The 20,283-nt window shown below is 65.1% G+C and carries 21 protein-coding genes; 8 read left to right on the forward strand and 13 right to left on the reverse strand.

Annotated elements, in window-relative coordinates:
* Positions 1-222: 222 nt before the first annotated feature.
* The 3 genes from N536_RS0114775 to N536_RS0114785 are packed head-to-tail and all read left to right on the forward strand — an operon-like array spanning position 223 to position 2,081.
* A complete protein-coding gene (locus N536_RS0114775) occupies positions 223-852 on the forward strand; it encodes a TetR/AcrR family transcriptional regulator (RefSeq protein WP_029114314.1) in 630 nt (209 codons plus the stop codon).
* Positions 853-891: 39 nt separating this feature from the next.
* The gene (locus N536_RS0114780) at positions 892-1,548 is read left to right on the forward strand and encodes an enoyl-CoA hydratase-related protein (protein ID WP_029114315.1); all 657 of its coding nucleotides are present in this window, start codon (positions 892-894) and stop codon (positions 1,546-1,548) included.
* The gene (locus tag N536_RS0114785) at positions 1,545-2,081 is read left to right on the forward strand and encodes a hotdog fold domain-containing protein (protein ID WP_081809209.1); all 537 of its coding nucleotides are present in this window, start codon (positions 1,545-1,547) and stop codon (positions 2,079-2,081) included. The genes N536_RS0114780 and N536_RS0114785 overlap by 4 nt, the downstream gene beginning before the upstream one ends.
* A gap of 38 nt (positions 2,082-2,119) precedes the next feature.
* Here the strand turns inward: N536_RS0114785 and N536_RS38480 are convergent, their stop codons facing one another.
* Positions 2,120-3,046: an AraC family transcriptional regulator gene (locus tag N536_RS38480; RefSeq protein ID WP_051574497.1), complete on the reverse strand. Its 927-nt coding sequence runs from the start codon at positions 3,044-3,046 to the stop codon at positions 2,120-2,122.
* Between the two features lie 167 nt (positions 3,047-3,213).
* On the opposite strand from N536_RS38480, the gene N536_RS0114795 reads away from it, so the two are divergent.
* Entirely contained in the window at positions 3,214-4,152 is a 939-nt protein-coding gene (locus tag N536_RS0114795; RefSeq protein WP_029114317.1) for an NADP-dependent oxidoreductase, read from the forward strand.
* Positions 4,149-4,547 carry an ester cyclase gene (locus N536_RS40750; protein ID WP_051574498.1) on the forward strand — a complete coding sequence of 133 codons (399 nt, stop codon included), beginning with the start codon at positions 4,149-4,151 and terminating at the stop codon, positions 4,545-4,547. The genes N536_RS0114795 and N536_RS40750 overlap by 4 nt, the downstream gene beginning before the upstream one ends.
* Positions 4,548-4,625: 78 nt before the next feature.
* Here N536_RS40750 and N536_RS0114805 read toward each other — a convergent pair whose 3' ends face one another.
* From N536_RS0114805 to N536_RS42205, 9 genes are all read right to left on the reverse strand, one after another.
* Positions 4,626-6,029: an MCE family protein gene (locus N536_RS0114805; RefSeq protein WP_369798423.1), complete on the reverse strand. Its 1,404-nt coding sequence runs from the start codon at positions 6,027-6,029 to the stop codon at positions 4,626-4,628.
* A 31-nt stretch (positions 6,030-6,060) separates the two neighbouring features.
* The gene (locus N536_RS0114810) at positions 6,061-7,152 is read right to left on the reverse strand and encodes a virulence factor Mce family protein (protein WP_051574499.1); all 1,092 of its coding nucleotides are present in this window, start codon (positions 7,150-7,152) and stop codon (positions 6,061-6,063) included.
* Positions 7,153-7,196: 44 nt separating this feature from the next.
* Positions 7,197-8,522 (reverse strand): MCE family protein, encoded by a 1,326-nt coding sequence (locus N536_RS0114815; RefSeq protein ID WP_036436434.1) that lies wholly within the window; start codon positions 8,520-8,522, stop codon positions 7,197-7,199.
* Entirely contained in the window at positions 8,519-9,856 is a 1,338-nt protein-coding gene (locus N536_RS0114820) for an MCE family protein (RefSeq protein WP_029114321.1), read from the reverse strand. The genes N536_RS0114815 and N536_RS0114820 overlap by 4 nt, the downstream gene beginning before the upstream one ends.
* Before the next feature lie 23 nt (positions 9,857-9,879).
* On the reverse strand, positions 9,880-10,908 hold the full coding sequence (locus N536_RS0114825; protein ID WP_029114322.1) for an MCE family protein: 1,029 nt from the start codon (positions 10,906-10,908) through the stop codon (positions 9,880-9,882).
* Positions 10,909-10,951: 43 nt separating this feature from the next.
* Positions 10,952-12,415 carry an MCE family protein gene (locus N536_RS38490; RefSeq protein WP_051574500.1) on the reverse strand — a complete coding sequence of 488 codons (1,464 nt, stop codon included), beginning with the start codon at positions 12,413-12,415 and terminating at the stop codon, positions 10,952-10,954.
* Between the two features lie 2 nt (positions 12,416-12,417).
* Entirely contained in the window at positions 12,418-13,275 is an 858-nt protein-coding gene (locus tag N536_RS0114835; RefSeq protein WP_029114323.1) for an ABC transporter permease, read from the reverse strand.
* Complete coding sequence (locus N536_RS0114840; protein ID WP_369798426.1) at positions 13,272-13,982, reverse strand: MlaE family ABC transporter permease; 711 nt, start codon at positions 13,980-13,982, stop codon at positions 13,272-13,274. Before N536_RS0114840 ends, N536_RS0114835 begins: the two co-directional genes overlap by 4 nt.
* A 588-nt stretch (positions 13,983-14,570) precedes the next feature.
* On the reverse strand, positions 14,571-14,747 hold the full coding sequence (locus N536_RS42205) for a type II toxin-antitoxin system Phd/YefM family antitoxin (RefSeq protein WP_155948600.1): 177 nt from the start codon (positions 14,745-14,747) through the stop codon (positions 14,571-14,573).
* Positions 14,748-15,124: 377 nt separating this feature from the next.
* Here N536_RS42205 and N536_RS0114845 point away from each other — a divergent pair, with 377 nt between their 5' ends.
* Together N536_RS0114845 and N536_RS0114850 are read left to right on the forward strand one after the other, a co-directional pair.
* Entirely contained in the window at positions 15,125-15,790 is a 666-nt protein-coding gene (locus N536_RS0114845; RefSeq protein WP_036436436.1) for a TetR/AcrR family transcriptional regulator, read from the forward strand.
* 78 nt (positions 15,791-15,868) lie between these two features.
* Complete coding sequence (locus tag N536_RS0114850; RefSeq protein ID WP_029114326.1) at positions 15,869-17,026, forward strand: acyl-CoA dehydrogenase family protein; 1,158 nt, start codon at positions 15,869-15,871, stop codon at positions 17,024-17,026.
* Positions 17,027-17,048: 22 nt separating this feature from the next.
* Here N536_RS0114850 and N536_RS0114855 read toward each other — a convergent pair whose 3' ends face one another.
* Genes N536_RS0114855 through N536_RS0114865 form a run of 3 tightly spaced genes read right to left on the reverse strand, consistent with a single transcriptional unit; the run spans position 17,049 to position 19,271 of the window.
* Entirely contained in the window at positions 17,049-17,816 is a 768-nt protein-coding gene (locus N536_RS0114855; RefSeq protein WP_029114327.1) for an alpha/beta fold hydrolase, read from the reverse strand.
* Positions 17,809-19,053 (reverse strand): NAD(P)/FAD-dependent oxidoreductase, encoded by a 1,245-nt coding sequence (locus N536_RS0114860; protein ID WP_029114328.1) that lies wholly within the window; start codon positions 19,051-19,053, stop codon positions 17,809-17,811. Before N536_RS0114860 ends, N536_RS0114855 begins: the two co-directional genes overlap by 8 nt.
* A 26-nt stretch (positions 19,054-19,079) precedes the next feature.
* On the reverse strand, positions 19,080-19,271 hold the full coding sequence (locus tag N536_RS0114865) for a ferredoxin (RefSeq protein WP_029114329.1): 192 nt from the start codon (positions 19,269-19,271) through the stop codon (positions 19,080-19,082).
* Positions 19,272-19,469: 198 nt separating this feature from the next.
* Here N536_RS0114865 and N536_RS0114870 point away from each other — a divergent pair, with 198 nt between their 5' ends.
* On the forward strand, positions 19,470-20,267 hold the full coding sequence (locus N536_RS0114870) for an SDR family NAD(P)-dependent oxidoreductase (RefSeq protein ID WP_029114330.1): 798 nt from the start codon (positions 19,470-19,472) through the stop codon (positions 20,265-20,267).
* The last annotated feature ends 16 nt before the right edge of the window (positions 20,268-20,283 follow it).

Here is a 20,283-nt window from a genome sequence, read left to right on the forward strand (position 1 = left end):
AGGTCACTCAGGGCTGCGCCCTCAACGCGAGAGCGCGAAATGTCTCTGCCGTGGGTGGCCGCCCGGCCGTGCCGAACATATCAGAGCGAATGCTCCAGAACAAATATGGAGCAACCGCTCCGAAACCGGCAACTTTCATTCGCCGTTGCCTAGCTGATTATTTCGTGGAATCCATACGCATCCCTGTTTGTTATAGAGCGATCGCTCTGCTATTCTCTGGTCATGCCTCGCCCTCGTGTGCACGACCTCGATCGGGCGCTCGACGCCGCCGAAGAACTGGCGGTCGGCGCCGGGTCTGCCGCGGTGACGATTCGCGCTCTCTCGGATGCGACGTCGATGTCCAATGGCGCGCTCTATCACGCGTTCGGGTCACGGGCTGGCCTGCTAGGCCGCGCATGGGTCCGCGCCGCAGAACGCTTCTTGCAGCTGCAACGCGATGCCGTCGACTACGCCCTGGAGAGTGGCAACCATGCCGTCGACGAAGCCACGGCCGTGGAGGCCGTCGTCGCAGCAGCCTTGTGCCCAGCCGTCTTTCACGATCAGAGCCCGACCTCGGCGCAATTCCTGCTTACCGTCTCGCGGGCAGAGTTGCTGCGCTCGGGAGAGGTGCCCGAGGACGTCGCCAAGGACCTTCGCCACCTCGACAAGGCACTTGCCTCAATCTTCGTGCAGCTCTCGCGCAGCCTGTGGGACCGCAAGGACAAAGCGGCCGTCGCGGTCATCCGCGACTGCGTCGTTGGGCTTCCCACTGCACTGCTGCTGCGCGGCAACCGCACCGCCGACCCTGCCGCACGCGAACGGCTGGCCGCAGCCGTACGGGCCGTCCTGTCCATCCCGCCGGCCGGCAACTAAACCCCCGCACCATCAAACACGACCCGAAAGGACCGATCGATGCCCTCCACACTGGAGTACCGGGACAAGATCGCCGTACTGACCCTCGGCGACGACGAGAACCGCTTCTCACCAGAGCAGTTGGACACCCTCGACGCGCAACTCGACGACGTCACCAGCAACGCTCACGCTCTGATCACCACTGGGCTGGGCAAGTTCTACTCCAACGGGTTGGACCTGGACTGGCTTGGGGCTAACAGCGACCGCCTCGGCTGGTACGTCGACCGCGTGCAGAGCTTGCTCAATCGGGTCCTGACCTTCCCACTGCCCACGGTGGCCGCGGTCAACGGGCACGCGTTCGGCGCGGGCTCGATGCTCGCGATCGCCCACGACTACCGCATCATGCGCGATGACCGCGGCTACTTCTGCTTCCCCGAAGTCGACATCCACATCCCCTTCACCCCCGGGATGGCCGCACTCATCCAAGCCAAACTGCCCCCGCAGACCGCCGTCAAGGCGATGACCACCGGGCACCGCTACACCGGCCCCGAGGCCCTCACCGCGGCCCTGGTCGACGACACCGCCCCCGAGTCGGGCGTCGTCGACGCCGCGGTGGCCCGGCTCGAACCCATCCTCGGCAAGGACCCCGGCACCCTCGGTGCGATCAAGACCACCATGTACGCCGCCGTCACCGAAGCATTGACGATCCCCCGATGACGACCCAAGCACTCGACCAGAACGCAGGTCCGACCATCACCGATAAACCGACCCGCAGCGCCAACCTGCGACTATGGGACACGCTGCAGCGCTTACCCTTCGGGGATCGGCTCTTCAGCCAGGCCCTGTGCTGGAAGGCACCGTACTTCCGTAGCGTCCACCCACGGATCGTGCAACTGCAGCCGGGGTTATGCCGCGTGGAGGCGCCCAACCGGCGCAGTGTGCACAACCATCTGGGCAGCTTCCACGCCATCGCCTCCTGCAACATGGCCGAACTGGCCGCCGGCATGATGACCGACGCCACCATCCCGCCCACCCACCGCTGGATACCGGTCGGGATGACCGTGGAATACAAGGCCAAGGCCACCACAGCGGTAACCTCGACCGCACGGCTGGACCCACTCCCCGAATTCGGCGACGCACCAGCAGAACTCGTCGTCCCGGTCGACGTGTGCGACGCTTCCGGCGAGGTGTTCGTCACCGCACGCATCACCATGCACGTCTCACCCAAACCGGTGCGCAAGACCGACTGACCCCGCGCTCTCGGACGAGGGCGCGCGAATGTGAAGAGCTACGCGGCTCTCGAGCCGTTGACTTGCCGTCGGCGCCACACTCCCGGTGCAACCTGCTCGGTCCTGCGGAAGGCGCGACTCAGCGCGGTGTCGCTCTCGTATCCGACCGCGAGGGCGACTTCGAGAATCGACATGCCGGAGTCGCGTAGCAGCGTCTTTGCGCGGTACACACGCCACCGAGTGAGGTAGGCCAATGGGCTGTCACCCGTGACTGACTTGAACAAGGCGGCGAAGCTCGACCTCGACATCAGTGACAACCGTGCGAGTTCGGCAACCGTCCACGGATGCGCGAGGTCCTGATGCATGGCAGTCAGCGCCGACGTCAGCTGCGGAACCCGCAGCGCCGCAATCCAACCCACATGGATCTCGGAACTCGACTCGCACCACGCTCGAAGGACCTGGAGGAACAGAATGTCGGCCAATCGCCCCCGCATTGCCCCGCCACCCAATGAGTTGGCGGACTCGAGCGACAGGATCTGGAGCGTCGCTCGAATCGAAGACCCGGCCTGCTCGTCGAGCCCGATCCGCATGACCGGCGGCAACAACCCCATCAACAGCTCGGAGGCGTCGACGTCCAAGCCGAATCGACCGGTGTGCATCTCCGTTACTGCGCCACCACCGCTCAACGACGCTTGTTGCCGGTCGTCGAACGACAATCCGTTGCAGTCGACGGGCTCGGTCGAGAGATCGTCTTGAAGCACCACGTCGACGCCGGCCTGCACGATGACGCAGTCACCGGCGACCAGCGTCATGGGCTCGGGCAAGGCGTCCGACGTGAAGACACACTCACCGCTGGTCACCACGATCAACCGGGGCGACGGGGTCGCGGCGGAGGAGAACGCCCACGGGCTGGTACCTCGAATGCTCGCGTACCACGATTCCTCGATCGTCATCCGCCCGAGCATCTCGTCCAACACTTCCGCCATGGTGCGACCAACTATTTTAACGCCCGTTCTATTCCGGCCCGCCGTTTGGACGATCGGCGCGATTTCTCGGACGACGGGCGTTGGCATGCACTTCCTGCGGCTCCTAGCTTCGAGTCGTGGGCACGTCTCGAACCCACTCCACCAACGACAAAGGAGCACGAAAACCCATGCGCGCAGCCATCTATCGATCCGTCGGTGGACCAGAAGTCATAGAAGTAGTCGACCTGGACATCCCCGAACCAGGCCTGGACGAGGTGCGCATCAAGGTGCACGCCTCGGCGATGAGTCTCGCCGACGTCGGCGCGTGGAGCGGCGTCTTCCCGGCTCCTGCCGCCGGCTCCCACTACGGAATCGGCTGGGACATCGCAGGAGTGATCGACGCCCGAGGTGGCGGAGGGACTCCCAATCTCTGGACCGTGGGCGACCCGATCATCGCCATCACTCAGGGAGCCGTCGGCCGTGCGCGAGCGCACGGTGAGTACGCCATCGTCCCCACCAACGCGTTGGCGCCCGCGCCCGTAGGCGTCGACCCAGTCCTGGCATCGACGATCCCGCTGAACGGCTTGACTGCAGCACAATCTGTGGAACTGGCTGCGGTACGTCCCGGGCAGACCGTGGTGGTCGCCGGCGCTGCGGGTGGCGTCGGATCCATTGTGACGAAGCTGGCGAAGCTTCGGGGCGCGCATGTCATCGGGCTCGACCGCGGCGGGCACGAGGACTACGTGCTCGGCACTGCCGGCGCCGACGCATTCATCGCGGCCAGCGACAGCCCCGCCGCAGCCATCAGGGCCCGTTATGCCGATGGTGTGGATACGCTGATCAACCTGACGCCCCAGGGCCCAGACATGATCGCCGCGATCAAGGACGGCGGAAAGTTCGTCACGACGCGCTGGGACATGCTGCCAACGGTTGAACGCCAGATCAGCGTTCGCGCAACCCTCATCGCCCCAGACGCCGCGATGCTGACCACACTCTCGGACCTCGCCGCCGCAGGCGAGCTGCCGCTGCGGGTAGGAGCAACCTTCCCGCTAGAGCAAGCAGCGCAGGCGTACACGGAGTTCATCACCAACCCCGTCCTCGGGCGCTACGTTCTGACGACCCGATGAACGCCAAAACGGTCATCCAGGATTTCTGGGCCAGTTACAGCACGGGCGCCATCGAAGAAACGTGGTCGCGTTACATCGCTGACGAGGTCGTCCTGCATCCGCCCGCCGGGGTCGAACTCACCCGTGAATCGTGGAAGGCATTCGAGCGGGACTTCGTAGCATCCTTCGACAGCGTGGTCGTCGAGGTGCACGACCAGGTCAGCGAGGGCTCCAAAGTCGCGTCGCGCTGGACCCTTACGGCCGTCAACCAGAAAGCCGAGTTCATGGGTGTCCCGCCAACGGGAAGGTCCGCCACGACGACTGCGATGACCATCGACGTCGTCGATGGCAGCAAGATCGTCGAGCATTGGTCAGAGGTCGCCCTCGCGGCATTTCTCGGTCAGCTATCGGCGTGAAGGTACCCTGCGGGCCACGCGGTGACGTGCTCCTTGACTCGCGGCTCAAGGCAGTGGATCCGTTCCCCGGTCGCTGGATTAGCCTCCCCGCGGTGGCAGCAGCATGTCCTGCCACGTCCCGTGAGCTCCGTGGGCCAGATTGGATTGCGTATACATCCGCCCATCGGGACCGACGTAATCGCCCGTGGCGGGGTCGTATTCGGCTACCGCAATCGGAGGCGGCGCAACAGGCGGCGTGCCGGGCGGCAACTGCGGGATGGCCTGCCCCGACAGTGTGGCGTTGGGGTCGCCCTTCCAGTTGTAGCCGTCGTTGAGCGGCACGTAGTTCTCGTCGCTCTCGCACATCGCCGCCGTGGGGGCACGCTTGCCCGGTTTGGTTTCACACGGGATGTTGCGGGCACCGCGGACGTTGAACGGCGAGTCCTGCGGAACGCGGCAGTACAGGTTGCCCGCTGGTCGCGGTGGGTAGTCGACGTCCGTGGGTACCCGCTGTTGTTGCGGCGGTAGGAATCCGGTGAGGCATGCGGGCGGCAGGTTCAAGTTGAGGTTGAACGACAGGTAGCCGCCCTTGTACGCCTGTTTGGTGTTTCTGTTGGCGAGGCCGGCGCCCTGCAGGATCGACATGCCCTGCGGTAAGAGCACGAGGATCTGCTCCAGGTCGTTGTTGTAGGTGATGCCGACGTCATCGAGGCCCACCAGATTGTGCAACAGGATCGGCAGCGACGGTTGGAGGCGATCGAGCAAGGCACGGGTGGCGTCGGCGGCGCCGGGGCCGTCGGTCAACACCTTCGACACGGCGGGATCTTGGTGCTGCAATTGTCCGGTGACCGTGGCGATGTTGGCCGCCCACGCGGCGATGGAGCCCGAGGTATTGGTTTGGGAGTCCAGCACCGGTTGGGATTGATCGGTCAGGGTGATCAACGAGTCCAGGTTCTTGCGTGCGTCGATGGCCAATGCGGTTGTGCCCTTGACCAATCGGGCCAGCTCCGGTCCGAGTCCGCCGACGGCGGTATACCCCTCGTCGATGACGGTCTTGAGGTTGTCGTGCGGAATCGCCTGCAGGCCCCGGTTGGTGGCGTCGAGCAGCGAGTTGATGTCAGGCGGAATGGATGCTCGATCGACGGAGATGACATCGCCGTCCTTGAGTACCGGGCCATTTCCGCTTCGGGGCCGCAACGCGACGAACTGTTCCCCGACCGCGGTTTGGCTGTGCACTTCGGCGTCGAGGTCGGCGGGAATGGCCACACCGGATTTCAGCGACAGGACCGCGTCGACGCCAGTGTCGGTCAATGCGACGCTTTCGATGCGGCCGACTTCGGTTCCCCGGTAGGTCACGTTGCCGCTGGAGTACAGACCTCCGGCTGCAGGCAGGTGCAGCGTGACCCGGTAATGCCCAACTCCGAATAGATAATTGGGCAGCCCCATGTAGTGGAAGGCCATCACGGAGACGGCGATCAGAGTACCGGCGGTGAAGACCGCCATCTGTGCAACGACGCGCCTGGGCAGATACACGTCAGGGCCCCTGATCGACTTTGTAGGGAACGACCAACGGGTTCACCGCGGTGTAGGGACTGGGTAGCTGCCCGATGGTGCGGCCCCACTGCAATTCCAGCTCGGTGAGATCCCCTTCGAACCGGGTGCCGGTGAAGAACGACGAATCCAACCGACTCAACGTCAAGTCGATGACCGCGGTGAGGTTGGCGTAGTCACCGCGGATCCATTTCGTCAGCGTCTCCTTCGGGAACGGGTACGTGGGCAGCACGCTCAGCGCGCGGGTCAACGCCGGCCCGGCGTCGGCCAACGACTTCAGCACCGGCGCGACGTCGGTGAGTTCGGTTACCAGTGCACTCTTGGTCTGGTTGATCGAGTCAGCGGCCAGCGCTGAGAACTGACCGAGTTGGGTCACGGCGTCGGCGATGGTGTCGCGTTGGTCGTTGAGCACCGCGAGCGCATCGGGGATGGTCTTGAGCGCCTTGTCGACGACGGGTTTCTGCTCGGCGATTTGGCCGACGAGGCTGTTGAGACTCTCGGCGGCGGCGATGATGTCGCCCTTTTGATCGTTGAGGTACCCGACGTAGGTGTCGAGTTGTCCGATGAGGCTGCGCAAGTCGTCGGCGCGGCCGGCGAACGCCGTACTGAAGGCTTCGGTGATGTCCTGGATCTGGCCCACTCCCCCACCGTTGAGGACGAGGGAGATCGCCGCCAGCGTCTGTTCGGTGCTCGGGAAGACTCCCGCGTTGGACAGCGGAATCAGTGATCCGTCGTGCAATTTGCCTTCCGGAGGGGCATCCGTCGGGGGTGCGAGTTCGACGTGCAGGGAACCGAACAGGCTGGTCTGTCCAAGTTTTACCGTCGCGTTGGCCGGCAGGTCGACGTCACCGTCGAGCGACATGGTCAGCAGCGCGTGCCACCCCTGCATGTCGACCTTCGTCACGTTGCCAATGGTGACGTCACCCACGCGGACGCGCGAATTGGGTTGCAAGTTGGTGACATTGGGCAACTCGGCCTGGACGGTGAACGAGCCCGGACCGCCACCCGCGGTCCCCGGTAGCGGCAATGAGTTCAATCCGTGCCAGTCGCAGCCTGACGATCCCGCCAGTGCCATCGTGATGGCGATACCAGCGACTGTCCTGCCTAGTAGCTGAATCCTCACTGGCCACCTCCGGACGGCACCATCAACCCGGTCAAGCCGGCGGACGGATCCGTCGGCGCGGATTGCGTAGGTGCCTCCGCGGCCAGCGGCGCATCGGTTGGTGTTTGTGCCTCGGCCACCGGAGGGGTCGCGGGGTTCGGCGGTTGCGGCGGAACGTAGTCCGGGCGCATCCAGTCCTCGCTGTAGGTGAGTTCGTTCGGCCGCGCGTTGGGCCCGACGATCGGGTTGAGCCCAAGCGGCAAGAAGTTGTACTGACGATTCTTCACGATCGGTGCGAGATACTGCGCGCACAACTTGGCCGACTGTTCACCACCCAGCCTCGAAGCCGCCTGAATTGCCCCGCACAGGAACGTGATCGGGTTCTGGAAGTTGTTGACCGACAACGCGCCCGTCAGCGTGCCTTGGGCGGGTTGATAGATGTTGAGGAAGTTCTGCAGCGTGTTCGGCGCGACGTGCAGCGCGTCCTTGATGACGGGGATGCTGTCGTGCAGTGCCTGCGATACCGAGCTGAGTTTGTCCGCCGTGATGCCCAGGGATTCGCGGTTGTCGTTGACGAAGCCGGACAGTTCACCGGCCAGAGCACCCAGGTCGTGCACGGCGTTGCCGACCTCGTTGGGGTCGTTGGCGACCAGGTTGGTGACGGTGGCGAGGTTCTGGTTCAGCTCGGCGAGCAGATCGCTGGAGCCTTGCAGGGCCGACACCAGCAGGGACAGGTTCTTCAGCGTGGTGAACAGGTCGTCGCTATGATCGCCGAGAGCTGAGATCGCTTGGGAGAGTTTGATGATGGTGTCACGAATGGTGGGGCCTTGGCCGCGCAGGTTGTCGGCGGTGGTGTTGACTAGCGCGCCCAGCGGGCTGACGCCACCCGGCCGGGTCGGCTGCAGGGCCTCGTTGAGTTTCTGCAGCTGTTGACGGAAGTCGTCGAACTCCACGGGCACTGCGGTGCGGTCGCGACCGATCACGGTGTGGTCGGCCATGACCGGTCCCGTGGTGTAGGCGGGGGTGAGCTGAATGGCACGTGAGGTGACCAGCGACGGTGACAGGATCACCGCCTTGGCGTCGGCGGGCACCTGGTATTGGTCGTCGAGCCAGAAGCTGATCTTGACCTGCTCCGGCTGCGGTTCGATCTTGTCGATCTCACCGACCGGCACGCCGACGATGCGCACCTCGTCACCGACGAAGATTCCGTTGCTGTTGTCGAAGTAGGCGACCAGATGGGTGCGGCCGGCGGTGCCGTAATCCCCTAGTGCCACGACTATTCCGGCAACCAATGCCACGACCAGTACGGCGGCCAACCCGATTCGGCCGTTGCGTGTTCTCATTGGCCTCCCTCCGAAGGCATCGGAGCCGGCTCACCTGGCGCCGGTTCGAACACCGCGCTCGGTGTCGGCGCGGGAGGCACGACGGCGGGCGGGCCGGGCGGCGGTCCTCCCGGTGGCGGCGCGGGCGGCGGCTCGCGGTAGGGGTAGCAGCCGGTGGGACCGGGCAGCGGCAAACCTGGTGGGCCGCACCCAGGGTCGCCTGGGTTGCCGGTGATCGCGTCGGGCAGGGTCAGCCGCGGGTCGCCGGCCTCTCCGGTCCGCGGGTACGGCACGGGCAGAGGCGGAGTGCCTGGCTGCCCGACCTGTGGGTCGACGCGCTGCGATGGCAGCAGGGTGTTGGGATCCAGACCGAGGTCGGAGAACGCTGCGTCGACGAATGGTTGCACGAACTGGCCGGGCAGCAGGTTGGAGAGGTAGGCCTTGAAGAACGGGCCCGAGCCCACCGACTCGCCAAGCGAGGTCGCATAGTCGCGCAGGCCCGCGAGCGCTTCCTGCACCATGACCTTGCGGTTGTCGACGATGGTGAGCACACCGTTGAGCCGGTCCAGCGCGGGTTTCAGCGTGGTCCGGTTGTCGGCGATCAGCCCGCTCATTTGCCGGCTGAGCGCCGAGAAGTTGTTGGAGAGCTGATCCAGTGCGCTGCTTTGACTTTCCAGCTGAACCAACAACGCGTTGGTGTTGGCGACCAGGCTGACGATCTCGTCGCTGCGTTGGGCCAGGATGCCGGTGGCCTTGTTGGCGTTGCCGAGCAGCGAGCGCAGTTGTGCGTCGCGTTCGTCGAGGGTCTGGGAGAACCGCGCGACTCCGTCCAACGCTGACCGTAGTTGGGGCGGGGTGTCGGCGAAGGTCTGCGACAGCACGGTCAGCGAGCTGGACAGCTGGTCGGTGTTCAGGCCGCTGATGGTCGCCGAGAGATCGCCGATGGCGTCGGGAAGCTGATAGGGCGAGGTGGTGCGTTCCAGCGAGATGGTGCCGCTCTGTGAGCCGTCGCCGCGCGGTGTCACCTCCAAAACCTTGGAGCCCAGCAGCGCCTTGGTCTTGATGGCGGCCTCGGAACGATCGCCGACGCGGATGTCGTCGTCGATGTCGAAGGTGACCAGGGCGTGCGAATCCTTGAGACTGATGGCTTTGACTTCGCCGACCTTGAAACCCGCCACCTGCACTGCCGCACCGGTCTTCAGGCCACCCGCGTCGGCGAAGTACGCCGTGTAGGTGTGTCCCCGGGTGAAGGACATCAGGTCCCTGAACTGGAGTGCGCCGATCACCAGCGCGGCGAGCACTACCGCACCGATGACGCCGAGCACGACGGGGTTGCGTTCGGCGAAGGGTTTCATCGGTTGGCGCTTCTGGAAGGGTTTCATCGCGGCGTGCACCTACCCGAATCCTGGCCGGCCAGTTTGACGTACACCGGCTGTCCGCCCTTTCCGTTCATCTTCAGCACGAGGTCACAGAGGTAGAAGCTGAAGTAGTCACCGGTCAGGGCCTGGCGGCCGACAATCTTGTAGGCGTCGGGCAGGGTGTTGAGGAAGTCGTCGAAGAAGTCCTTGTCGTTGAGCACCTGGGTGGCGACCCGGTCGGTCTGGGTCACCGTGTCCTTCAGCGGCGGGCGCGCTTGGGCGAGCAGGTCGGCGATTGACCCTGCTACCGCGTTGGCGTAGGCCAGCCCGTTGCTGAGATCTCGTTTGCGAGCGGCCAGCCCGGATATCAGCGACGACAGCGAGTCGACTGCCTTGGCGAATTGGTCGCCTTGGTCGGCCAGTGAACCGAGCACGGTGTTCAGGTTGACCACGACCTGTCCGATCAACTGATCACGATCGGCCAGCGTGCTCGTCAGCGCCGCAGTCTGGGTGAGGAACGATCCAATCGAGGCACCTTGGCCTTGGAACGCCGAGATCAGTTCTCCGGAAAGGGCATTGACCTGATCGGGGTCCAACGCACGGAACAGTGGCCGGAAGCCGCCGATCAGTGCGTCGAGGTCGAGAGCGGGAGCGGTGTGGTCCAAGCCGATGGTCGCACCGGGATTGAGCCTCCGCGTTCCACCGGTGCCCTCCATCAACTCGAGGTACCGTCCGCCGATCAGATTGTCGTAGCGGATCGCCGCGCGACTGCCCTCGGTCAAGATGACGGCGTCGTTGGCGCTGAACTGGACGGAGGCGGTGTTGTCGTCATTGACCGAGATGTGGGTGACCTTGCCGACCTCGACGCCGGCCACGCGCACGAAGTTTCCTCCCGTCAGCCCACTGACGTTGTTGAAGACGGCCGTGTAGGTCTTGCCCTCTTGGAACCGGAACTGCGCGTAGATCGCCAGCAGGGCAAAGGTTCCCAGGAGACACACCACGACGAAGACGACGAGCCGCGCAACGGCGCCGGACAAGTTGTCCTTCACGGCGTCCCTCCTTGGCCTGAGTTGACGGGAAAACGGGGCGTGTTCACGGCGATGGTGCCGCCGGTACCGGCAGCGGTGTCGCCGGCGGGTTGGGTTGCATTTCGGCCGGGTGGGGCACCACGAACGGCTCCGATCCAGGAGGCGGCGGACCGGGATCGGGCGGCGACATGGGCGCCGGCGCCGGCGGTTCGCCTGGGTAGAGCGGCGTGCCGTCCGGGGCGTACATCGGTGCACCGTATGGCGGAGCGCCCGGGTACGGAATCGGGCCGGGTGCAGCGCCTCGGTCTTGGCCCCGCAGCGTTGGGGGCTTAGGAATCCCTCGGGTGACCGGGAACAGATCGGTGTAGAACGGGCGCCCGATTCCGGGGTTGGGTCGGATGTCGACCCCGGTGCCCCATCCGGTGTTGGTGACCAGATCGCGGACCGGGAAGTTCTTCGCCACGTCGGGTAGCGAACCGCAGCCGGGCTTCCCGCCCGGACCTCCCTTGGCGCCGACGATGGGGAGGTTGTCGGGGTAGCGATACTGATCGTCGCCGAATAGCAGTGCCGCGTCGACGATCAACGACTTGCTATTGTCTCCGCCGGTGATGCCGTAGTAACCGGTGTCGAGCAGCGTCTTCGCGCCCACCAGCAGGCAGGTGTATTCCGGGTTGTACTTCGCCAGCAAGGCCGTGGTCGACTGCAGGTCGTTGATGCTCCGAATGAAGTTGTCCCGGTTGGGTGCGAGCAGGTTTACGCCGCTGTTGGCGAAGCCGATGACGTTGAGCAGCAAGGAATCCAGTTGTTTCGCCTGCCGGGTGACGGTGGTGCTCGTGGTGCTGGCCGCGTCCAGGGTGGTCAGGATGTCCTGCGCCGCCGCGCTGTAGGTGTCGGCGAAGCCCTTGAGCGAGCGCCAGTCGGCGCGGATGGTCTCGGAACGCGGATTCAACTCGAGCAGAACTTGATTGAGTCCTGTGGTGGCCTCGCCGATCCGCTCCCCCTGGCCCCGCACGCCCTGCGCCAGGGCGGAGAGGATGGCGTTGAGCTTCGCGGGGTCGACCTGGTTCAGCAGGCCCACCAGGTTCTCGAACACCGTGTTGACCTCGGTGCTGACGTTCTCGGATTGCAGCACCGCGCCGGCCGCGAGCCGCTTCGGGCTGGGGTCGGTCGGATAGATCAACTCCACGTATTTCGCACCGAAGATGGTCGTCGCCCGGACGCGTGCCGCCACGTTGGCCGGAATGAACTTGAGCTGATCGGGAAACAGGTTGAGCCTCAGACTGACTGGCGTCGTACCGCCGGTGATCGTCTCGACCTCGCCTACCTGCACGCCCCGCAGCTTGACCTTGGCGCCGACGTCCATGACCAGTCCGCTCCGGTCGGACACCAGAGTCACCGGGACGAAGGAGGTGAAGGTCTGTCGGAAAGCGCCCATGGTCGCGTAGACGAACACGACGATCACGGCGAACAGTGCCAGCGCCGACCATAGCCGGGTAGCGCGGGTTTCGCCCCACCCCGTCGCCGCCATGCTCAACCCGCCAAGTTGAAGTGGCCGGTCTGACCGTAAATGGCCAGGGAGACGAACAGTACGACGACTGACGCGGTGATCATCGAGGTGCGTACGGCGCGTCCCACGGCCTCGCCGACGCCGGCCGGTCCGCCGAATGCGGTGTAGCCGTAGTAGGTGTGCACCAGCATGATCACCACCGCCATCACGAGCGCTAGCACGAAGGACGACAGCAGATCCGTCGTGGACAGGAACGTGTAGAAGTAGTGGTCGTACACACCGGTCGACTGTCCGTAGTACACGGTGGTGCCGAAGCGAGCGGCGAAGAACGCCGTCATCACCGCCACGCAGTAGACCGGGATGACGACCACGACGCCCGCGGCCACCCGAGTGGACGCCAGATAGGCCACCGAGCGGATACCCATCACTTCCAGCGCGTCGATCTCCTCGCTGATTCGCATCGCACCGATCTGCGCCGTCGCACCAGCGCCGATGGTCGCGGCCATGGCGATTCCGGCGGTGAGCGGCGCGATGAGGCGCACGTTGAAGAACGCGGAGGCGAAACCGATCAGCGCCTCCACGCCCACCTGGGAGAACTGGTTGTACCCCTGCACCGCGACCAGCGCGCCGGTTGACAGTGTCAGGAATCCCACGATGGCGGTGGTGCCACCGATCATCACGAGCGCGCCCGTGCCCAGGCTCATTTGGGCTACCAGCCGGATCAGCTCCGCGGTGTAGCGGGTTACCGCATCACCGATCGACATCACGGTCTTGGCGTAGAACACCGCCTGCCCGCCAATCCGATCGACACCGTCGGCAACACCTCGAGCCGCTCGAGTGACACGTGGAAGCCGCAGCGCCACAAGCGTTGCCGCACTCATGGCGTCACCTGGAAGCCCACCGCGGTGACGATCACGTTGATCACGAACAAGGCGACGAAGGAGAACACCACCGTCTCGTTGACTGCGTTGCCGACACCGGCGGGACCGCCGCCCACCGACGTGCCCATGTAGCAGGCGATCAACCCGGCGGTCAGCCCGAATAGCGTCGCCTTGATCAAGGCGACGACGACGTCGGTCAGCCCGGTGATAAGCGTCATTCCCGCGACGAAGGCGCCCGGGGTGACGTGCTGGAAGTACACCGAGAAGAAGAAGCCTCCGGCCAACCCCACCAGGATCACGAGCGACGACAGCAACAGCGCGACGGTCGTCGCCGCGAGCACGCGCGGCACCACGAGTGACTGAATCGGGTTGATCCCCATGACCCGAAGGGCGTCGAGTTCTTCGCGAATCGTGCGGGCGCCCAGATCGGCGCACATCGAGGTGGCCCCGGCGCCGGCAACCACCAGCACCGTCACGATGGGACCGGTCTGGTTGACGGTGCCCAGCGAGGCGCCGGTCCCCGAGAAGTCCGCCGCCCCGAACTCCACGAGCAGGATGTTGAAGGTGAACACGGTCAAGACGGTGAAGGGGACCGACAACATCAACGTCGGCACCAACGACACCCGCGCCACGAACCAGGTCTGCAACAAGTACTCACGCCACGCGAACGGACGCCGGAACATGCACACGAAGGTGTCCAACGCCATGGCGAAGAAGCCACCGAGCCCCCGGAACGGCTTCGCGGCCAATCCGATCGACGTCACCTACCGGCCCCATCTGTGGTGCTAGTCATCGGACGTTCCTTTTCCTTGGCGATGGCCTCGATCTGAAGCCTGCCGAGACGGTGACACTCGGGTGACACGGGACTTCTGCCACTTTGCCCCGCCGTTTCCGGATAGTGATGTCCAGATTCTGGACACTTCGCGTCCCTCTCAGGTCTTGACCTCACTGCGACCGCAGTCTGGTGATCCGGCTCACTGTTCGAATCGAAAGTAAACTAAAAACTGGCCGAGAACGCAAGCATGACCGGCTGCGGTGGGGCCGCCGGTCGTAGCAGCCCTGGCAAACCGTCGACTGACGCCACCGTCAGTCGAGGCGCAAGCGATCGGCGCTTCGCGCACCAACGCGAGCCGGATGTGAGGCTTCTCGAACACTTCTCGGCATCGGTGCGGATGACCGGCAGCGGCGCGGCGCCCGAAAGGGCATGCCACCGATGGAACCGCACCGTTTCGGCGGGCGATGCTGGGGACCCGCCGAGGTCGCCCGCTGCGAAACCTTCTGATAGCCAGGGACTCTCATGGTCCGGTAACGTCCACATCACCAGAGCCGCGGAACGCCGGGTCCGAAACGGGAACTATCTGCGCGACCATCCGACCGCGGCGGACCACGTCGAACGATTCGCCTGCCACCACCCGGTCGAAGTAGTACGCAGCGCTATTGCGGAGCTGCCCTAGACCGATTCGCTGACTCATCCGTTCGCCTTGTTCACCAGAGTCCCCCTTCTGCCGCGTCAAACCCGTTCAGCGCTCACCCAGCCATGTCGCCAGCCATCGAGCGCACTCGCCTGGCTCTGTCGGCGAATAATTTAACATCAGCTAAAATAAGTGAGGGTCAAACGGAAGAACAGGTGCATACTCCCCCGCCGCGGATGTTCGACTCTCGGTCATGCCGCTGATTGTGGCGACTCGACGTTGCGGGCAGAACCCCGCAAACCGGGGGTCTTCGAGCCCCCCGCGAATGGACGGCTGGCGCGAGGTGGATCCGCAGCCGTTCACGAGCACTCACCAATGAGGAACAGCCGTGGGAGTGCCTGCCAGCCGTCTGGCCCCCCGCTGGGTAACATCGCCATATGGCGCGGGCGAAGGGTACGACCGGTGTAGCCGTTCTGCCGACTGGCGACGGCGAACCGGACTCTAAGTCTGCGCTCACTCGACGGCGGATCCTCGACGCGGCGGCGCACGTTCTCAGCGTCAAGGGCTACGGCGGCCTGCGCCTGACCGACGTCGCTGCCGAAGCCGAGATCCAGGCGCCGGCGATCTACTACTACTTTCCCGGTCGGGAAGATCTCATCGAAGAGGTGATGTGGGCGGGCATCGCCGAGATGCGCGAGCACGTCATCGGCATCCTCGATGCCCTGCCGGCCAAGGCGTCCGCGCTGGATCGGATGTTGGCCGCCGTCGAGGCCCACCTGCGTCACGCGCTGGAGATCTCGGACTACACGACGGCATCGATCCGCAATTCCGGCCAGGTGCCACAAGCGATTCGACAGCGCCAGATATTGGAAGAGGAACGCTACGGCGAGGTTTGGCGCATGTTGGTCAACGATCTCGCACGCTCGGGAACGCTACGTCCCGAGCTGGACTTGTACATCGCGCAGATGCTGGTCCTTGGGGCGCTGAACTGGACCGTGGAGTGGTGGGATTCCCGCCGCGGGTCCGTCGATGCGGTGGTCGCCAACGCGCAGACCCTGGTCCGGCACGGACTCACCAATGCCCGCGCCAGCAAGCGCAAATAGCGGTCGACCTCACCCATGCGGCAGGGCCGCGCGTCAGACTGCGATTGATCGCTAGTTTAATCTGTGTTAAAAATAGGCATGACCACCGCTCTCGACGTGGAAGAATCCCTGCTGGTCACCACGGTGCGCGAATTCGTCGACCGGGACGTGAAGCCGACGGTTCGCGACGTCGAGCATGCGAACGAATACCCCGAAGCGTGGATCGAACAGATGAAGCGCATCGGGATCTACGGGCTGGCCATCCCAGAGGAATACGGCGGCGCACCGGTGTCGATGCCGTGCTACGTCGATGTCACCCAGGAGTTGGCCCGCGGCTGGATGAGCCTGGCCGGCGCCATGGGCGGACACACGGTGGTCGCCAAGCTGATTGCGCTGTTCGGCACCGAAGATCAGAAGCGCGCATATCTCCCCTCGATGGCGACCGGCGACCTGCGGGCGACCATGGCGCTGACCGAACCGGGTGGCGGTTCAGACCTGCAGAACATCGCGACGCTCGCCCGCACCGACGGCAATGACCTCGTGATCAACGGAGCCAAGACGTGGATCAGCAATGCCCGCCGGTCGGGCCTGATTGCGTTGCTGTGCAAGACCGATCCGGCCGCGGCGCCCAAGCACAAGGGCATCTCCGTGGTTCTCGTGGAACAGGGAACGCCCGGACTTTCGGTGTCCAGGGACCTCCCCAAGCTGGGCTACAAGGGAGTGGAGAGCTGCGAATTGGCGTTCGACGACTGTCGCGTCGCGAGCTCGGCCATTCTGGGTGGCGTGCCGGGCAAGGGTTTCTCCCAAATGATGAAAGGGCTTGAGACCGGGCGCATTCAAGTGGCCGCAAGGGCACTCGGCGTGGCGACGGCAGCGCTGGAGGATGCCTTGGCCTACGCACAGCAGCGGGAAAGCTTCGGTCAGCCCATTTGGAAGCATCAGGCCATCGGCCACTACCTGGCCGACATGGCCACCAAGCTCACCGCGGCGCGTCAGCTCACCCACCACGCGGCAGAACGCTACGACAGCGGCGAGCGCTGCGACATGGAAGCCGGCATGGCCAAGCTGTTCGCCTCCGAGACCGCGATGGAGATCGCGCTGAACGCCGTCCGAATCCACGGCGGCTACGGCTATTCGACCGAATACGACGTCGAACGCTACTTCCGCGACGCGCCGCTGATGATCGTCGGCGAGGGCACCAATGAGATTCAGCGCAACGTCATCGCCAGCCAGCTCGTCGCACGCGGCGGGATCTGACGGTTCGTCGCGCCTGCCGGTTCTAGACGGCCGCGTCGTCGACGAAGCGCAGAATTGCGGTCGCAACTGCTGCTGGGTCGTCGATCATCGGGACGTGACCCACGTCGGCCATCATCTGAACCTCCGCGCCGGCAACCGCGGCGACGAGAGGTCGCCCGTAGCGGGCAAAGGGCAACGTCCTGTCACGAGTTCCCCAGGCAATGCGCACCGGGCAGTTGGCCGACAGCGCCTTGATGGGGCCGTTCGCCCGCGCTCCTGCGATCAGCACGGCCAGCGCGTCACACCCTGCCATGTCCTCGAACACCGCTGCGGCCTGACTCGCCGTCAGCCGGTCGGCGTGTTCTGCCATGGCACGCAATAGGATCCGCCGTGACCGCGGACCGGCACCGACGCTCGGCAAGACCTTGCTGCGCCGCAGCACCGCACCGATTCGGAAGATCAGCAGCATTCGCTGTAGGTCGACGGCGCTGGTCCAGCCTCCCGCCGGCGAGAACGCGAGAACCGACCGGGCGCGCTCCCGGCGCGCCAGTTCCAAGGCGATCCAGCCGCCGAGCGAGTTGCCGACGAGATGCGCCGAGCCCACCCCCGCCGCGTCGAGTTGCTCGCACATGTCCTCGGCGATGCGCTCCACGACGCTGCCGGCGCCAAGCCGCAACGGCGGTCCCCCGAGGTGCCCGGCCAGCGTCGGTGTCAGCACCGTGTGCCGGTCACCGAGGGCCGCCACCACCGGCTGCCAGATACGAGGCGAGGACGTTGCGCCATGCAGTAGGACGATCGGCGTGTCATCCATCGTGCGCTGCAGCCTTGGCCAAGGCGGATGCCCGTCGCTTCTCGGCGAACTCCAAGGCGTCATCCCAGGATGCCTTCTGCGCAATCATCCTGCGGTACTTCATGATCACGGTCTGCCCGTTCAACGTCAACGCGCCGACGAGACGATCACCCTGCCGATACAGTGCCGTCCAACGGTCGTCGTCGACGACGTCCCCGTCCACCAGGAGCACTTCTTCGGAATCGGGCACCCCGACGAACTGGATCCTGGACCCGTACCAGTCCGACCAGAAGTAGGGCACCGTCTCGTACGGTTTGGCGTTGCCTGGGTCCAACGCGTTGCGGGCGGCTGCTGCGCCCTGCTCAGCGGCGGCGGTCCAGTTCTCCATGCGCTGGCGCACGCCGAACATCGGGTTCAGCCAGTTCGCGACGTCGCCTGCGGCGTAGACGCCGGGCGACCCGGTCCACAGCGTCTCGTCGCAGACGATTCCGTTGTCGAGTGTCAGACCAGAGCCTTCCAGCCAACTCGTACAAGGAGATACGCCGATCCCGACTACCACCAGGTCAGCCGCTAGGACGGTGCCGTCGTCGAGCACGACGCGTTGCACGTGGCCGTCGCCCTCGAGTGCCTTCACCCCCGTACCGCACAGCAGCGTGGTGCCGTTGCGGTCGTGCAGCGAGGCGATGGCCGCGCCCATGACGGTGCCCGTCGCACGCACCAGAGGCGTTGGCAGCGCCTCGACGACCGTGACGTCGACACCCCGCTTCTGCGCACTCGAGGCGACTTCGGAGCCGATGAATCCGGCGCCGATGACGACGGTTCGCGCGCCGGCGTCCAACGCCGAACGGATGGCGAGCGAGTCATCGAGCGTGCGGAGACCGTGGACGCCGTCGAGGTGGTCGGAACCAGGCAGCGTGCGAAGCTGCGACCCCGTCGCGATCACCAGGGCGTCGTAGCCGATCTCCCGGTCGCCCACGAACACGAGCCTGCGCGTGACGTCCAGACCCGTTGCCGGAGCACCGAGGACCAACTCGACCTTGAGCTCGTCGGCGAAGACGTCGTCGCCGCGGAAGAAGGGAATCGGCGCGTCGGCACCGACGTCGAGGAATTCCTTGGACAACGGCGGGCGGTCGTACGGCAGGTGCCGCTCGGCGCCGATCAGGGTGATGGACCCTTCGAAACCCGCCTTGCGTGCGGCTTCGACGGCGCGCAGCCCCGCCAGCGAGGCACCGACGACGACCAGTCGTCGGACGGTCATCAACTCTTCCGGCCCTGGCGTCGCATTCAACGCACGATTCTCAGGGCTTCGGTCGGGCATCCCGCAACCGCTTCTTCGACGGACTGCAGTTCGTCGTCGGCGACGTCGTCCTTCAGGAGCACGAGCTTGCCGTCGTCGTCGACCTCGAAGATGTTCGGGGCCATCGACTCACAGATGCCCAGTCCAGTGCACTTGGTGAAGTCAACCGTGACCTTCATGGTCCTCCTTGCCTCAGCTTGGCCAACCGGATCAATGGCCACCGCATGCGATAGCACCGATTTCTAATGGATATTAAAATATGGACACTGCCATGTCAAGAAGGCCGCCTGGGGACCAAACGGCGACGATCGCTAACCATAGTTTCTAATGTGCGTTAAACTGGTCGCGTTGCCTGCGCCACGAGATGGGAGAGATCGATGGATCTGGGACTGGCTAACGCCCGCGTCGTCGTCACTGGCGGCGCCTCTAACATCGGGCGGGGCATCGTCCACCAATTCGCCGCAGAGGGCGCCCGCATCGTCATCAGCGACATCGACGCGCCCCAAGCCGAGAAGGTGCGGGCGGAAGCACTCGAACGTGGCGCTACGGCAGTGGAACTGGCGATCGCGGACCTCACCACCTCCGACGGCGCGGACAAGGCCATCGGCGCGGCCGTGAATTCATGGGATGGAATCGACGTACTGGTCAACAACGCCGGGTGGTCGGTGCCCGGGTTCATTGCCACCGACACCGACCGGGACAAGTGGCAGCGAACCATCGAGATCAACTTCTTCACGGCGGTCGCAGCCACCCAGTGTGCGATCGGTCCGATGAAGGATGCGGGCGGGGGGTCAATCGTCTTCATCGCGAGCGATGCGGCGTTCGGCCAGATCCGGCAGGGTATCTACGGCGCGTCGAAGGCCGCCATGGTGGCTCTGGCGCGCACGACGGCCCGCGAGCACGGTCGTCACGGCATCCGGTCGAACGTGGTGTGCCCGGGACTGGTCATACCCGATGGGCCAGATGCCGTTGGCGAATCCAGCCTCTGGGCCGTTGGGGAAGAGGAAGTGTTCAATCCCAAGCAGATCGACTTCATGCTCAAGGACACCCCGATGCGACGGCTCACGACCGCTGATGACGTCGGGCGTGCCGTGCTCTGGTTCGCTTCGCCATTCGCCGCCCGTCAGGTGACCGGCCAGATGATTTCGGTCAGCGGTGGATACACCATGCCATGATCGGCAATCGTCGGGC

Source organism: Mycobacterium sp. URHB0044 (genome assembly GCF_000620625.1).
Classification (GTDB): domain Bacteria; phylum Actinomycetota; class Actinomycetes; order Mycobacteriales; family Mycobacteriaceae; genus Mycobacterium.